16 protein-coding genes (1 of these 16 only partly in view) are annotated in these 14,532 nt (G+C 69.9%); 11 read left to right on the forward strand and 5 right to left on the reverse strand.

Going from position 1 to position 14,532, the window contains the following annotated elements; all coding sequences use genetic code 11:
- On the reverse strand, positions 1–1,271 hold the 5' portion of the coding sequence (gene tyrS / locus AFR_RS30150; protein WP_023560597.1) for a tyrosine--tRNA ligase. It extends 7 nt beyond the left edge of the window; only the first 1,271 of its 1,278 coding nucleotides appear in the window; its start codon is at positions 1,269–1,271; its stop codon lies off the left edge, out of view.
- A gap of 58 nt (positions 1,272–1,329) precedes the next feature.
- Between tyrS and AFR_RS30155 the strand changes: the two genes are divergently transcribed.
- The 3 genes from AFR_RS30155 to AFR_RS30165 are packed head-to-tail and all read left to right on the forward strand — an operon-like array spanning position 1,330 to position 3,252.
- Positions 1,330–1,926 carry a Pycsar system effector family protein gene (locus AFR_RS30155; RefSeq protein WP_148308110.1) on the forward strand — a complete coding sequence of 199 codons (597 nt, stop codon included), beginning with the start codon at positions 1,330–1,332 and terminating at the stop codon, positions 1,924–1,926.
- Positions 1,927–1,933: 7 nt separating this feature from the next.
- On the forward strand, positions 1,934–2,452 hold the full coding sequence (locus AFR_RS30160) for a hypothetical protein (RefSeq protein WP_023560599.1): 519 nt from the start codon (positions 1,934–1,936) through the stop codon (positions 2,450–2,452).
- A 53-nt stretch (positions 2,453–2,505) separates the two neighbouring features.
- The gene (locus tag AFR_RS30165; RefSeq protein ID WP_041841251.1) at positions 2,506–3,252 is read left to right on the forward strand and encodes a polyphosphate kinase 2 family protein; all 747 of its coding nucleotides are present in this window, start codon (positions 2,506–2,508) and stop codon (positions 3,250–3,252) included.
- A gap of 207 nt (positions 3,253–3,459) precedes the next feature.
- Here AFR_RS30165 and AFR_RS30170 read toward each other — a convergent pair whose 3' ends face one another.
- The 4 genes from AFR_RS30170 to AFR_RS30185 are packed head-to-tail and all read right to left on the reverse strand — an operon-like array spanning position 3,460 to position 6,490.
- Positions 3,460–4,113, reverse strand: coding sequence for an adenylate kinase family protein (locus tag AFR_RS30170; RefSeq protein WP_023560601.1), 654 nt, complete (start codon positions 4,111–4,113; stop codon positions 3,460–3,462).
- Positions 4,114–4,127: 14 nt separating this feature from the next.
- The gene (locus AFR_RS30175; protein ID WP_041841252.1) at positions 4,128–4,709 is read right to left on the reverse strand and encodes a hypothetical protein; all 582 of its coding nucleotides are present in this window, start codon (positions 4,707–4,709) and stop codon (positions 4,128–4,130) included.
- A gap of 38 nt (positions 4,710–4,747) precedes the next feature.
- Positions 4,748–5,239 carry a type II toxin-antitoxin system PemK/MazF family toxin gene (locus AFR_RS30180; protein WP_023560603.1) on the reverse strand — a complete coding sequence of 164 codons (492 nt, stop codon included), beginning with the start codon at positions 5,237–5,239 and terminating at the stop codon, positions 4,748–4,750.
- 33 nt (positions 5,240–5,272) lie between these two features.
- Positions 5,273–6,490: a hypothetical protein gene (locus AFR_RS30185; protein WP_023560604.1), complete on the reverse strand. Its 1,218-nt coding sequence runs from the start codon at positions 6,488–6,490 to the stop codon at positions 5,273–5,275.
- Between the two features lie 114 nt (positions 6,491–6,604).
- On the opposite strand from AFR_RS30185, the gene AFR_RS30190 reads away from it, so the two are divergent.
- The 8 genes from AFR_RS30190 (at position 6,605) to AFR_RS30220 (ending at position 14,512) form a co-directional block, all read left to right on the forward strand.
- On the forward strand, positions 6,605–6,844 hold the full coding sequence (locus tag AFR_RS30190; RefSeq protein WP_023560605.1) for a hypothetical protein: 240 nt from the start codon (positions 6,605–6,607) through the stop codon (positions 6,842–6,844).
- Between the two features lie 138 nt (positions 6,845–6,982).
- On the forward strand, positions 6,983–7,798 hold the full coding sequence (locus AFR_RS30195) for a CAP domain-containing protein (RefSeq protein ID WP_023560606.1): 816 nt from the start codon (positions 6,983–6,985) through the stop codon (positions 7,796–7,798).
- Positions 7,795–7,953 (forward strand): hypothetical protein, encoded by a 159-nt coding sequence (locus AFR_RS46900; RefSeq protein ID WP_158510584.1) that lies wholly within the window; start codon positions 7,795–7,797, stop codon positions 7,951–7,953. The genes AFR_RS30195 and AFR_RS46900 overlap by 4 nt, the downstream gene beginning before the upstream one ends.
- Positions 7,954–8,041: 88 nt before the next feature.
- Positions 8,042–8,470: a PASTA domain-containing protein gene (locus AFR_RS30200; protein ID WP_041841255.1), complete on the forward strand. Its 429-nt coding sequence runs from the start codon at positions 8,042–8,044 to the stop codon at positions 8,468–8,470.
- 49 nt (positions 8,471–8,519) lie between these two features.
- Positions 8,520–9,125 carry a DNA-3-methyladenine glycosylase gene (locus tag AFR_RS30205; RefSeq protein WP_023560608.1) on the forward strand — a complete coding sequence of 202 codons (606 nt, stop codon included), beginning with the start codon at positions 8,520–8,522 and terminating at the stop codon, positions 9,123–9,125.
- Positions 9,126–9,176: 51 nt separating this feature from the next.
- Positions 9,177–9,683: a hypothetical protein gene (locus AFR_RS30210; RefSeq protein ID WP_193786329.1), complete on the forward strand. Its 507-nt coding sequence runs from the start codon at positions 9,177–9,179 to the stop codon at positions 9,681–9,683.
- A gap of 81 nt (positions 9,684–9,764) precedes the next feature.
- A complete protein-coding gene (locus tag AFR_RS30215) occupies positions 9,765–11,312 on the forward strand; it encodes a hypothetical protein (protein ID WP_148308113.1) in 1,548 nt (515 codons plus the stop codon).
- A gap of 101 nt (positions 11,313–11,413) precedes the next feature.
- On the forward strand, positions 11,414–14,512 hold the full coding sequence (locus tag AFR_RS30220; RefSeq protein ID WP_023560611.1) for a GH92 family glycosyl hydrolase: 3,099 nt from the start codon (positions 11,414–11,416) through the stop codon (positions 14,510–14,512).
- Positions 14,513–14,532 lie beyond the last annotated feature (20 nt).

The raw sequence follows: 14,532 nt of genomic DNA on the forward strand, positions 1-14,532 counted from the left end.
GTCACTTCCACACCGGCGAAGGTCCGCTTGCCCTTGCGCAGCACCAGGAAGCTGCCCTGCAGCAGCGCGGACTCCGGGATCGTCGCCTCGGGGTCGGTGATGCGCTCGTTGTTCAGGTACGCGCCGCCCTCGGCGATCGTCCGGCGCGCGTCACCACCGCTCTTGACCAGTCCAGCGGTCTGCAGCAGGGCGGTGACGGTCGGCAGCTCCCCGCGTACCTGGGTGAGGCCGGCCTCGGACAACGCGGCCCGCAGCGTGTCCGCGGAGAGCTCCTCCAGGGATCCGCGGCCGAACAACGCCTGGCTGGCGGCGACCGCCTGCCTGGCCTCTTCCTCACCATGGACCAGGGCGGTGATCTCGAAGGCCAGCTCACGCTGGGCCAGGCGGGCCTGCGGGCGCTCGGCGGTGGCCTTCTCCAGCTCCTCGATCTTCTCGCGGCTCTTGAAGCTGAAGTAGCGCAGGTAGCTCGAGACGTCACGGTCGTCGGCATTCACCCAGAACTGGTAGAACGCGTACGGCGAGGTCATCGTCGGGTCGAGCCAGGTGGCGCCACCCTCGCTCTTGCCGAACTTGGTGCCGTCGGCCTTCAGGACCAGCGGTGTGGTGAAGGCGTGCACCGGCCCGGCCCCGCGGCGGCGCACGAAGTCGACACCCGCGGTGATGTTGCCCCACTGGTCCGAGCCCCCGAACTGCAGTGAGCAGCCGTGGCGCAGGTGCAGCTCGTAGAAGTCGTTCGCCTGGAGCAGCTGGTAGCTGAACTCGGTGTAGCTGATGCCGGTCTCGAGGCGGTTCTTGACCACGTCGCGCGCCAGCATCTTGTTGATCGGGAAGTGCTTGCCGACGTCCCGCAGGAAGTCGACCACCGACAGCTCCCCGGTCCAGTCCAGGTTGTTGACCAGCGTGGCGGCGTTCTCACCGTCGTAGGAAACGAACGGCGCCAGCTGGTCGCGGATGCGCAGCACCCAGCCGGCGGTGACCTCGCGGGGGTTCAGGACCCGCTCGGCCGACTTGCCGCCCGGGTCACCGATCTGCCCGGTCGCCCCGCCGACGAGCAGCAACGGGCGGTGCCCGGCCAGCTGCAGGCGGCGGGCGGTGACGACCTGCATGAGGTTGCCGACGTGCAAGGAGGCGGCGGTCGGGTCGAATCCCACATAGAACGTGATCGAGCCTCCCTCGAGGTGCTTGCGCAGCTCCTCGGGGTCGGTGGAGTCCTGGATCAGTCCGCGCCACTGCATGTCGTCAACGAGAGTCACCTGCGAATTGTCGCGCATGCGGCAGGGCGGGTCGCAGCCCGGCGGCTATCTAGACACCCATCTTTACTCTCGGCTCATGGGTGACATACGGAACGTGAGACTCTCGGCCGTCGCCGCCAACGTGGATTACGCCCGCCGCATGTACGACCGCGTCATGGACTGGTACAAGGTCGCGGAGTCCAAGGCGCAGCTGATCCTGACGGTCAACGGCGCCTTCGTCACGGTCGTGTTCGGGCTGATCTCCAGCAGCGTCGACGACCTGCGCCGCTCGTTCGAGTCGGTCGGCGCGTTCACCTGGCTGTTCCTGACCCTCGCCCTGGCCTCGCTGTGCGGGGCCATCGTGGCCGCGGCCGCCAGCCTGCTCTCCCGCCACGGCCACCACGTCCGCAACGACTTCGCCGCGCTCGGCATCAACCCCGACGACGACACCACCTACCGCCCGGAGGTGCTCTGGTACTTCGGCCACCTCGCGTCGCTGCAGTGGGAAGGCGTCCAGTCGAGGCTCAAGGACGCGGACGAGGACTTCGAGGTCGAGGTCCTCACCTACAACGTGCACGGCCTGGCCCGCACGGTCCTGCGCAAACACCGCCTCATCAACACCGGCTGGCTGCTCACCTCGGCCAGCCTCCTCTCCCTGATCGCCGCCGGCGCGTCCCTGCTCCTGCACTGGTGAGGCGGACATGGACTGGTTCAGCGTCAACAAGGACGTCATCGGGATCGGGATCGGGCTGCTGGCGATTCTCATTTCGTTGATCACTGTGCTGATCAGCCGGCGGCGGCTGGCGAGCAGTTTTCTCGCCGTGCAGACGATGATGCTGGCCGACGATCTCTGGCGGGGACGGCTGATGATCTATCAGTCGGGGCTCAACGGGGTGATCGTCTCCACCGAGCCCGACGACGTCTATCTGATGGTCCGGGCGCTCGCCACCTTCGACCTGATGGGGGCCTATGCGCGGCGCGGGATCGTGCCGCGGCGGTGGGTGCTCGACTACTGGCATCCGAGGTTGCAGGTGCTGCGGCGGGGATATGAGGTGGTCAACTCCTACCAGCACGGATCCTACCCGGGTCATGACCGGCCTGATCTGCTCGACCTCATGGCCCGGGCGGAGCGTCATCCCTGCCGGCGTGAGTGCTGCGCCGGGGGTCAGATCGGCCTGCGGCTGGGCGGTCGGTCACCCGATCCGGACGGTACGCCCTGAGCACCGTCCTGTTTCGGGATGCTTCTGTCGTACGCGGGTGCGAGGCTGGGGCCATGAGTCGCCTCGGGTCTGCTGAACCCCCTGCCGAGTTGTCCAAGAAGAAGGCGGTTGCCCGGCTGGAGGAGGCCCAGCAGCGGCTGCTGCGGTTGCGGCTGATCCTCGGCGGGCAGATCGGCGAGCAGAAGATCGGGCCGCCGCTCTGTGTGGCCTTCGAGGGGTGGGACGCCTCGGGCAAGGGCGGGGCGATCAAGCGGCTCGCGCAGCCGCTGGACCCGCGGCACGTGCGGGTGTCGCAGTTCGCGGCGCCGACCTACGACGAGAAGCGGCACCATTTCCTGTGGCGGTTCTGGCCGAAGCTGCCCGGCTGGGGTGGCATGGCCGTCTTCGACCGCTCCTGGTACGGCCGTGTGCTGGTCGAGCGGGTCGAGGGTTTCGCGACCGAGGAGCAGTGGTCGCGGGCCTACAAGGAGATCGTCGAGTTCGAGCGGACCCTGACGGCCGAGGGCATGATCATGGTCAAGTTCTGGATGCACGTGTCGCCGGAGGAGCAGCTGCGGCGCTTCGAGGACCGCGCCGCCGACCCGTTGCGGCAGTGGAAGCTCACCGACGAGGACTGGCGTAACCGGGACAAGCGACCGGCATACGAGGAGGCGGTCGAGGACATGCTCGAGCGCACCGAGCACAAGTGGGCGCCGTGGCACGTGATCCCCGGCGACAACAAGCACTACGCCCGCCTCGCCGTCGTCGAAACCGTCTGCGACCGCATCGAAGCCGAACTCGAACGCCGCGGCATCAAATAAGCACGGCCCGCACAGGCACGGGTTTCAGGGAGCACGGACCCGGCAGGGTGCGGGTGACCGGTTACGAGCCCTTGGGCGAGTGGTCGCTCGTGCCCGGGCTCCGCGGGAGCAGCGGTCAGTGCCATGCACGGACCGTGGCAAGGAAGCCCTTGATCTGTCGGGCCCTCGCCGGCGTCACGAAGGCCCGACATCCGTGAAGGTGGGCCTTCAGCTTTTGGGTTCGTAGGCGGGCAGGCCCAATGTTGAGCGGATGCTGGCCTGGACCTCGTCGGCGGCGGGGGCGGCGTCGACGTCGTGGACGACTTCCTTGCGGCGGAAGAGCTCCAGGACCGGTTTGGTCTTCTCGTAGTAGTCGCGCAGGCGGGCTGCCAGGGCCTCGGGGGTGTCGTCCTCGCGGGTGATCAGGGTCGTGCCGCAGATGTCGCAGCGGCCCTCGACCTTGGGGCGGTCGGCGATGAGGTTGTAGTCCATGCCGCAGCCCGGGCAGAGGCGCCGGCTCAGGACGCGCCGGCGGACCTCGTCGTCGCTGAGTTCGAGGTGGATGACGCCGTCGATGTCGTAGCTCTCCATGAAGAACTCGGCCTGGCGGCCGTTCCGAGGGAATCCGTCGACGACGAAGCCGAAGTTCCAGTCGTGGCTGTCGAGCCGGTCGCGGACGACGGATTCGACCAGATCGTCGCTGACGAGTTCGCCGGATTTCATGGTGCGGCGGACCTGGGCGCCGAGTTTGGTGTGGTTCTGGACGTGCCAGCGGAAGAGGTCGCCGACGCTGATGTGGACCAGGTCGAGGTCGTCGCAGAGCAGCTCGCTCTGGGTGCCCTTGCCGCTGCCCTGCACACCCATGATCACGTATTTGCGCATGGTGGCGTCCTTCCTCAGTCCGCGGCGCCGACGCGCAGCGGGCCCGGCGCTTTTCCGTCGAGCCGGGCGGGGTTGATGCTCCACCCGTCGGCGACTTTCAGCACGTCCTGTTCGGAGACGAGGATCGAGGTCTCCTCGTCGACGAAGGTGGCGGGCAGGCCGGCCGAGCGTTCGGCCGGGTCGGGCTCGCCGTGCCAGGACGTCACGTCGCCGGTCTGGCCGACGTAGCCGAAGGCGCGGACGAGCTCGCCGTCGACGGCCCGCTGCCAGCGGTGGGACTCGGTGACCCGGTGCGTGGAGAAGAACTGGACCTCGGTGTGCAGGCGCTGCGAGAGCTCGATGACGTCGAGTTTGGTGTCGGGTCGCATCAGGTAGCGCCCGGCCGCGAGCACCCAGGAGGTGTCGCGGGCGCCGGGCAGCGGTGGGGTCACCGCGACCCGGTCGTCGCTGAGATGGGCCAGGTCGATGCCGTCACGCCAGCGGACCTCGCCGAGGTCGCGCAGGCCGAGGGCCTCGAGGACCTGTGCGGGGTCACCGTCGCGGACGGCCAGCCAGGCCTGCTTGCCGCCGAAACCGACCATAACGTCCGTATCCATGGTTCCCACGGTAGTGGGCAACTCACGCGATCCGTTTCTTATGCCCAGCCGTAGTCGCGCCGCAGCTGCGCGGCGACCTGGTCGAAGCGGGCGCGGTCGAGGATCGAGCCTTCGCGGCGGATGCCGTCCTGGTCGACCTCGATGACGCGGTCGAGGCGGACCCAGCTGGGCCGCGACTCGCGGTCCCACTCCCCCGGGCCCAGCCCCAGCCAGCCGTGCTGACCGTCGCGCTCGTGCTGGCTGGAGAGCATCAGGCCGAGCAGGGTGCGGCCGTTGCGCCCGACGACCAGCACGGGCCGGTCCTTGCCCTGGCTGGGGTCGTCCTCGTATTTCACCCAGGTCCACACGATCTCGCCCGGGTCGGCGTCACCGTCGAGGTTCGGCGAGTATTCGAGGTGGCGGCCGCGGCGGGCGGTCGGGACCTGCTGCGGCACGGGCGGCGCCGGGTGCGACGTGCCCTGCGGCCCGGGGGCGGGGCGTCCCGCGACCCGGCGCAGCGTGCTGGCGATGCCCTTGAGGAGTCTGCTCACCCGCGCACTGTAGCGACAGGGTGTGACTTCGGCTCAGCTCGCCGCGGGACGGTAGGCGACCCCGGGGTCGAGCAGCGCCGTCCAGGACGGCCGCCACGGCAGCTCGCGCGCGTCGACCTCGGTCTTGAGGTTGCTGCGCCACGGCCCGGAGATGCCGTTGTCCTCCCACCACGAGGGCCACGAGTCGTAGAAGCGCTCGACGGTGAAGCTCTGGGCGGTCGTCTCGACGTGCAGGAAGAGCCAGCGCCCGTACGCGTCGTCGGCCTCGGCCTCGCGCAGGCGCCGGACCAGGTCGCCCATCTCGCGGAACGGGCCGAAGGTGCCCTCGCCGGGCCGCTTGGCCGGCTCGTGCTCGCCCGCCTGGCCGGACAGGCTGCTCGAGTCGGCGTAGACCTGCAGCGAGCAGCGGCCGTCGCCGGCGGGTGCGCGCCCGCGCAGCCAGGTGACCAGGGCGCCGAGTTCACCGGTCGGCACCGGCTCGGGGCGTTCGCGCTCGGTCTCCTCGTGCATCGCGGCCCAGACGAGTTTGTCGTGCTCGTGGTCGCTGAGCTTGCGGACCCGCCGCGTGGAGGGACGTGTCCCCGCGGCCACCACGGGCGGCTGCGTGCCCGGCGTCAGGCCGCCGCGGGTCGCCACGGCCAGGCCCGCGGCGAGGTCGAGCGTCACCTCGGTCAGCCGGCCGAGCAGCGCGGCCAGGGCGTCACCGTCGAGCTCACCGGTGGTCGCGGTCCGCAGCACGCGTACGGCCGCAGTGTGCACGTCGGTCTGTTCCTCCGGGCCCGACACGGTGTGCTCGCCCCACTCGAAGACGAACTCGCCCAGCTCGGCGAGCGTGGCGTTGTCGTCGAGCACCTGTGCCGCCGTCGAGGTGAGACCGTCGTCGAGGCCGTCCGGGTAGCCGGCCCGCTGCCAGTTCGTGCCGTCGTGCCAGAGGACGTAACCGAGCTGGTCGTCGGCCGCGAGCGCGGTGAGGTCGTCCCAGGGCAGCCAGGCGGGTGCGTCCTCGAGCAGGTCGACGGGCGGGTCGGCGGAGACCGTGTCGCTGTATTCGTGGTCGTATCCGTAGAGCACGGCCCGGTCACCCTCGATGAGGGCCAGGTGTGACCAGTTGCCGCCGCCGTCGTCGTGGTGGGCTCCGGACTCGCCGACGGTCCAGACGTCGTCGTGGCCGATCGCGGTGATCGCGGCGGCCAGGGTGGCCCAGCGGGTCCACAGCGTGGCGGGTCCGGGCAGCTCAACGGTGGTGATCACCGACTCAGGCTAGCGAACGCCGGACGTCGCCCCGGCCCGTTGATGACTGAATCTAGGTGAATCCACCTTCCTCTGTGTAGTCATGAGGGAGCCGGGTGTAGCGAAGGGTGCGTGATGCTGGTTCCGCGGACGGACCATCTGCCCGCGCGCCCGTCCTGGGACTGCCTGGTGTGCGAGTGCTCCTGGCCGTGCGTGAACGCCAAGGAGGACCTCGCCTCGCAGTACGCCCGCTTCCCGGCCGGGCTGGCGATCTACATGGCCTCGGTGATGTACGACGCGGTCGAGGACCTGACCGCCACCGGCGAGCCGAGTCCGGCGGACCTCTACGAGCGGTTCCTGGCCTGGGTCGGCTGACCGCTTCTTATGTCTTCGTGTGTCGATCCTTAAGCGCTCCTGAGGTGGCCCCCGCGCGCGGGTGCGTGACCGCATAGTCGGTGAGCTGCCGGACCGGCAGTCGCGCCGCGCCCGCGGCCGCAGCAGTCCAGACCCGAGGTGACCGAAGCCGTGCCGATGTCCGCCGCCCACCGATTCCGCTACACGCTGGTGGCAGGGGCCACCGCAGTGGTGATCGGAGTGGGCTTCACGGCCGTCGGGCTCAACCGGCACTCCGCCGGCACCGCGGACCGCGCCTCCGCCGACGTCCCGCTGATCGCGGCCGAGCCGACCGCCGACCCGGGTACGGGCACAGGCCCCGACCTGCTGCTCGACGACGCGGCGACCGCGACGCTGCCGAGCTCGGCGACGCCGTCCGCCCCGGCCACCAGCACCACGCCGACGGCTAAGCCGACGCCGAGCCGGACCACCAGCAAGCCGAAACCGAAGCCGACCAAGCGCCGGACCACCGCGCCGTCGACGCCGGACAAGCCGAAGAACCCGCCGTCGACCAGCGGTTCGGTCCTCGACCAGGTGCTCGCCCACATCAACGCGGCCCGCGCCGACGAGGGCCTCGGCGCGCTCAGCCTCGACACGTCGCTGTCGAAGGCGGCCGCCCTGCACAACCAGCTGATGATCGGCGGGTGCGGGCTGTCGCACCAGTGCTCGGGCGAGGAGGGCATCGGCGGCCGGTTCAGCGCGCAGGGTGTCAGCTGGCGCTCGGCCGGCGAGAACATCGGCTTCGGCTCGGCCGGCTCCAGCGACTCCGACAAGGTCAAGGCAGCCAACGGCCTGACCGACAGCATGCTCGCCGAGGTCCCGCCCGAAGACGGCCATCGCCGGAACCTGCTCAGCAAGGACTTCAAGCGGATCGGCCTGAGCGTCGTGCGTGACGGCAAGGGCATCGTCTGGCTGACCCAGGACTTCGTCGGATGACCTCCCGGTACCCCAGCGGCCCCGCCCGCCGCCGCCGGCTGCGCCGCCTCTTCCTCTTCGGCCCGACCCGCCCCTTCGGCCCGACCCGGCCGGGTGGCTGCTGCGGTCCGATCCGCCGTACGCGCCCGACCGGACCGACCCGCCCGGCCAGCTGACCCTCGGGCCTCAGCCGTTCCGCCACTTCGGTGCCGGCACAGGCGGCTGGGGTTTACTCGTGTCTCGGCGGGGTGTTTCCCTGTGCCGATGCACAAGCAACGCACTGTCCGGGTCGCCGTGGTCGTGCTGGCGGCGATGACCGCGTTCGGCTGCAGCGGCGGGTCCGACGACAAGTCCGGCGGGGCGTCGAGCCAGGAGAAGCCGGTCGCTGCCGCGCCGGTCGCGCCGGCCCCGAGCCGGGTTGCGCCCTCGACCTTCGGCGAAGGTCCGGCCTCGGCAGCGCCGGCCGCCAAAGCGCCGAAGCTCATCAAGCTGCCCAAGGTGGCCGGGGAGAACGCCGCGATCGCCGAGGATCAGCTGCGCCGGCTGGGCTTCACCAACATCCGCCTGAACTCGTCCGGTGGCGGCAAGGTCGGCGAGCGGACCGCGGAGTGGACCGTCAAGAAGGTGTCGCCGAAGGCCGGCAAGAAGCTCAAGGCGGGCGCGCTCATCGTGCTGACCTGCACCAGGATCTGAGCAGCCGGGTCCCGGACAGGCCTCACGGCGGCTGTGCTTCGCTGGACGGGTGACCTATCCCTGGCTCGAGGCGCCGGCGGTGGCCGTCGCGGACACCGCCCGGACCCTGCTCGGCTGGCTGCTGACCGCGAACGGAGTCACCGTGCGGCTCACCGAGGTCGAGGCGTACAGCGGGCTCGGCGCGGACCCGGCCAGCCATGCCCACCGGGGCCGGACCAGCCGCAACGAGGTGATGTTCGGCCCGGCCGGGAGGCTGTACGTCTATCAGATCTACGGCATGTACCAGTGCCTGAACGTGGTCTGCGGTGAGGAGGGCGTCGCCGCGGCTGTGCTGCTGCGCGCCGGTGAGGTGGTCGACGGGGTCGGCCTGGCGCGTACCCGGCGGCCGGGGGCGAAGAAGGACCGTGACCTGGCGTCGGGCCCGGCGAAGCTGACGCAGGTGCTCGGGCTGGACAAGTCGGCGTACGGCACGTCGGTGGTCGACGGCAGCGGGCCGCTGACGATCACCCCGCCGGCGGATCCGGTGCCGGACGGGCTGATCGAGGCCGGCCCGCGGGTCGGTGTGACCTCGGCCCACGACGTGGCCTGGCGTTTCTGGATCAAGGGCGACCCGACCGTCAGCGTCTACCGCCGCCACACGCCCCGGCGTGGGTAAAACGCCGGATCCGGCCCCGGCGGGCCGGGCCGGGAGCTAACGTCCTGCCTGGTGATCTCACGTCGGATGTTGCTGCTGCTGGACGTCATGTGTGCCGCCGGTGTCCTGTTCTCGGCCGTGCTGATCGGCGGGTTGCTCGCCGGGACACGCCTGCTCCCGACCGCTGTGGCCATCATCGTGACCATGGTGCTGGTCCTGCCCGGATTCACGGCCGGTGTGATCACCAACCGCCGGACCGTACGCGGACGGCAGCCGCAGAGCGGGTGGGTGCGCTCGGTGTGGTCGCCGCCCGAGCTGCCGCGCTGGGGGATCGTGGTGACGGGTCTGGTCTTCCTGGCCTTCTGGGCCGCGGGGATGAGCGCGTTCACCGGACTCAGCCAGGATGATCTGCCTCCGGGTGACACCGCGGCGCAGGAGCGGCAGGTCAGCCATCAGCAGCGGTTCGGGCTCGGTGTGCTCGGCGGCATCGGCACCGGGGGCACAGCGCTGGCCGCCGGTGCGCTGGTGCGCAACAGGCGCTCGGTGCGGACCGGGGAGCGGCAGATGGCTGCCCGGTAAGGGGACAGCGGCCGCCCGGGCGATCTTGTTAGCATCGCTCGCCCTCACGAAGCGGGGGCGTGAGAGCTCAGGAGCGCACGAGTGCGACGAACCCCCTTGATGTTGCTGGCCGCGGTCGCCCTGGTGCCCGCCACGATCTGGACAACCACCGCGTCGGCCTCGGCGGCGAGCGGCTCGCTGACGGTCACCACGTACGACCGGACGGGCGCCAAGGTGAGCACGCCCTTGAGCCTGACCAACATCGCCACCAACACCGACTACACCGCGACCAGCGGCAAGGCGAAGTCGCTGCCCAAGGGCACGTACACGGTGGTGGCCGCGATCACGACGCGGCGGGACTCGTCCGACACCGTCGGTGCGCGGGTGCTGAAGGTCGGCTCGGGCAAGACGACAACGACGATCGACGCGCGGGCGGGCAAGGCGTTGAAGATGTCGCTCGACAAGCCGCCGGCCGGTCAGAACCAGGAGCTGCGGGCGCGGATCTGCGGCGGTGACACGTTCTCCTCGCAGGTCGAGGTCTACAACAGCCCCGGGAAGATCTTCGTCATCCCGAACAAGTCGAAGCACCTGCGGTCGGCGTTCGCGGCGTCGTGGAGCGGGCAGGGCAGCGAGTCCTGGATCGTCACCTCGTCGTCGACGACCGTGCCGAGCAGCCTGACCAAGTCGTTCAAGCGCTCGTCGCTGGCCAACCTCACGGCGTGGGCGCGCAACGGCCCGTCGGCCGGGCTCGAGACCAGCATCATGCTGCAGGCCGGCGGCGACCAGTGCCGCACCGACCTGTCGTTCGGCATCTACCAGGAGAACACCCCGTTCACCTTCAAGACGCACGTCAGCCCCGGTTCGTGGCTGGTGCGGGCGGACACCTGGGGCCGGCTGAACAACGGCGAGAGCACCACGCTGGGTTTCCAGTGGGCACAGCGCACGTTCACCGCCGGCAAGTCGTACACGCAGACGTTCTTCCGCTCGGCCTGGGGCCCGGCGTACAACGTGCCGCGGGTCAGCGGTGGTCACCTGAGCTTCGACACCACCTCGATGTTCGTGGACCCGAGCTTCGGCTCGCAGTACTACCCGCAGAGCGAGGCCAGCGAGAAGTCGCTCGTGACGCTGAGCCTCAAGGGCAAGGTGCTCAAGAAGCAGAGCCGCACCGACTGGGGCAGCATCGACACGGCCTGGTTCGAGAAGAAGATCACCAAGAAGGGCTGGTACCTGCTGACGGTCAGCGCCCAGCGGTACCGGCCGGGTCTGAAGTACCCCTCGGGGCTGCTGTCGGACAGGACCGGGGTCTGGTTCTCCTTCTACGCCGACCCGAAGAAGAACAAGACCGCGTCGGTGCTGCTGCCGCGGATGAACCCGGCGGGCCTCGACATCTGGAACCGCGCCAAGCCCGGCAGCAGCACCACCGTGGACATCAAGCTGCAGGGCAAGGCGATCCCGAAGTCGGTCACGGCCAAGGCGTCCTTCGACGGCGGCAAGACCTGGAAGTCCGTACCGGTGAAGAAGTCCGGCAGTGCCTGGAAGGCGACGGTGAAGAACCCGGGCTCGGGGGTGGTCGCCCTCAAGACGCAGACCCAGGACAAGGGTGGCAACAAGACCGAGGTGACGATCTACCGGGCGTACCGGATCGGCTGAGACCGGTGCGTGGTCTTCGTATTGACAACTAGTGACATTGGCGTGCTTCTATAAGCAGCGCTCTTTTTGACATCGTTGTCACCACGAAGGGACGGCACCTTATGCTCCGTACCCTCGCCGCGGCGGTCGTCCTCGCCGCCGCGGCACTCTCGGTTCCGCAGGCCGCGCAGGCGGCCGCCGATCTCGACCTGGTCCAGTACGTCAATCCGCTCGTCGGCACCGACGACAGCAACTCCCCCAACCCCGTCGGCGGCGGCGCGGGCGGCAGCACCTTCCCCGGTGCCACGGTGCCGTTCGGGATGGTGCAGTTCAGCCCTGACACCCCGACCGCGTCACCCTCCGGATACCGCGACCGCGACCGGACGATCGAGTCGTTCAGCCTGACCCACTTCAACGGCGCCGGCTGCCCCAACAACGAGGACATCCCGATCCTGCCGATCACCGGCAACCTCGGCGCCTCGCCCGGTTCCAGCTGGACCAGTTACGCGTCCGCGTACACCAAGACCAACGAGACCGCGACGGCCGGTTACTACCGCAACCGGCTCGACAAGTACGGCGTCGACGCGGAACTGAGCGCCACCAAGCGCACCGGCGCGCTGAAGCTGACCTACCCGGCGAGCACGACCGCCCGGGTGCTGATCAACGCCAGCCGCTCCGCCACCGGCGACCGCGACGGCAACGTCACCATCAGCGGCAACCGCGTCTGGGGCGAGCACACCGCGGGCGGCTTCTGCGGCGGCAAGACGTTCAAGATGTACTACTCGATCCAGTTCGACCGGACCCCGACCGGCTTCGGCACCTTCAAGGCCGGGACCGTGAGCGCCGGCTCGGCGACCACCAGCGGCACCAGCACCGGCGCCTACGTCACCTTCGACACCACGTCGAACGCGGTCGTGAACGCCACGGTCGGCATCTCCTTCGTCAGCGTGGCCAACGCGCAGAACAACGCCACCGCCGAGACCGCGGCCTTCGCGACCGTGCGCAGCAACGCCGCCGCCGCATGGAACACCGCCCTGAACCGCATCCAGGTCAGCGGTGGCGGCGCCACCGACCTGCAGAAGTTCTACACCGCGCTCTACCACGTGCTGCAGAACCCGAACCTGTCCAGCGACACCAACGGCGAGTACCGCGGCTTCGACAACGCCGTGCACACCGCCGCGCACCCGGTCTACCAGAACTACTCCGGCTGGGACATCTACCGGTCGTGGGCGGCGCTGGTCGCCCTGATAGCGCCGGACGTCATGAGCGACATCATGAAGTCGATGGTCCTCGACGGTCAGCAGGGCGGGCTGCTGCCCAAGTGGTCGCACCAGACGGTCGAGGACTTCGTCATGCCCGGCGACCCCGGGCCGATCATCGTGGCCAGCGCGTACGCGTTCGGCGTGCGCGGCTTCGACACCGCCGCCGCGCTGACGCTGATGAAAAAGAGCGGCAGTGGCGGCTCGACGCAGGGTGTCGTGCTGCGCGGCAACCAGAACGTCTACCAGACCAGCCGTTTCATCCCCGGCAACCCCAGCGAGACCCTCGAGTACGCGGCCTCGGACTTCGCCATCGCCCAGTTCGCCGGTGCGCTCGGTGACACCGCCGCCCGGGACACGTACGCGGGCCGCTCGCAGTACTGGCGCAGCCTGTTCAACGGTGAATCGGCGTACCTGCACACCCGCGACAGCGGCGGGGGCTGGTCGGCAGGACTGAACCCGGCGCAGGAGAGCCCGTACGTCGAGGGCAACGCCGCGCAGTACTCGTGGATGGTCCCGCACAACCTCGGCGCGCTGATCACGCTGATGGGTGGCCCGGCCACGGCGGTCCAGCGGCTCGACCACCACTTCACCGAGCTCAACGGCGGGCTGAGCCGGCCGTACTTCTACATCGGCAACGAGCCCGAGCACAACGTGCCGTGGACGTACAACGCCGCGCGCAAGCCGGCCGGTGCCAGTGACGCGGTGCGGCGCATCATGGCCGAGTCGTTCACCACCGGCGCCGGCGGGCTGCCCGGCAACGACGACCTCGGCGCCACCTCGGCCTGGTTCGTCTGGTCGGCGCTCGGTTTCTACCCGGTGACACCGGGTGCAGACACTCTGGCCGTCCATGGTGGACTGTTTCCGAGTGCTCTCATCCAGCGGGCACCCGGCAACATCACGATCACCGGTGGCAGCGCGACCAACCGGTACGTGCAGTCACTGTCGATCGGGGGCACCTCGACCACGAAGAGCTACCTGCGGTACGCCGACATCGCCGCCGGCGGCACCGTGGCGTTCACGATGGGCGGCAGTCCGTCGGCGTGGGGCACGGGCGCTGCGGACGTACCCCCGAGTTTTGCCGCGGGCGCGACCCAGCCGGCACCGGAACCGGATCTCGGGGCCAACCTGGCCCAGGGCCGCACCGTGACCGGATCCACGGCCTGCGGGAGCGCGGAAGCCCCGGCCAAGGCGGTCGACGGGGTGCTCACCGGCAACAGCAAGTGGTGCTCGAGCACGGCACCGCGGCAGCTGCAGGTCGACCTCGGCTCGGCCCGCACGGTGTCGTCGTTCGTGGTCAAGCACGCGGGTCTGGCCGGCGAGAGCACGAACTGGAACACCGGCGCGTTCACGATCGCGACCAGCACCGACGGCACGACCTGGTCGAACGCCGTCACGGTCACCGGCTCGAAGAGCAGCCGCACCTACAACCCGATCGCCGCACGCACCGCCCGGTACGTGCGCTTCGAGACCAGCCAGCCGGCGAACGACACGAACGCCGCGGCCCGGATCTACGAGCTGGAGGTCTACGGCAGCAGCAGCGCACCGGCCGACCTGGCGCTGAACCGCCCGGCCACCGCCGACTCGTCCTGCGGGGCCAACGAGGCGCCGGCCAAGGCGTTCAACGGCAGCTGGCTGGGCGGCTGGAACGACAAGTGGTGCTCGCAGGGCGCGACCAAGTGGGTGCAGACCGACCTCGGCACGCGCCAGCGTGTCAGCTCCGTGGTGATCCGCCACGCGGGTGCCGGCGGCGAGACCCCGTCGTGGAACACCCGCGACCTCGACATCCAGACCTCGGATGACGGGGCGACCTGGACCACCCGGTCCCAGGTCCGGGGCAACACCGCCGACTCGACGACCACGGCGGTGAACGTGGACGCCCGCTACGTCCGTATCACCGTCGTGACACCGGCCCAGGACGGCAACACGGCGGCACGCCTCTACGAGGTGCTGGTCCAGTAGAAACCCCCGGGGTGGGAGTC

The sequence above is a fragment of the Amorphoplanes friuliensis DSM 7358 genome, from assembly GCF_000494755.1.
GTDB classification, from domain to species: domain Bacteria; phylum Actinomycetota; class Actinomycetes; order Mycobacteriales; family Micromonosporaceae; genus Actinoplanes; species Actinoplanes friuliensis.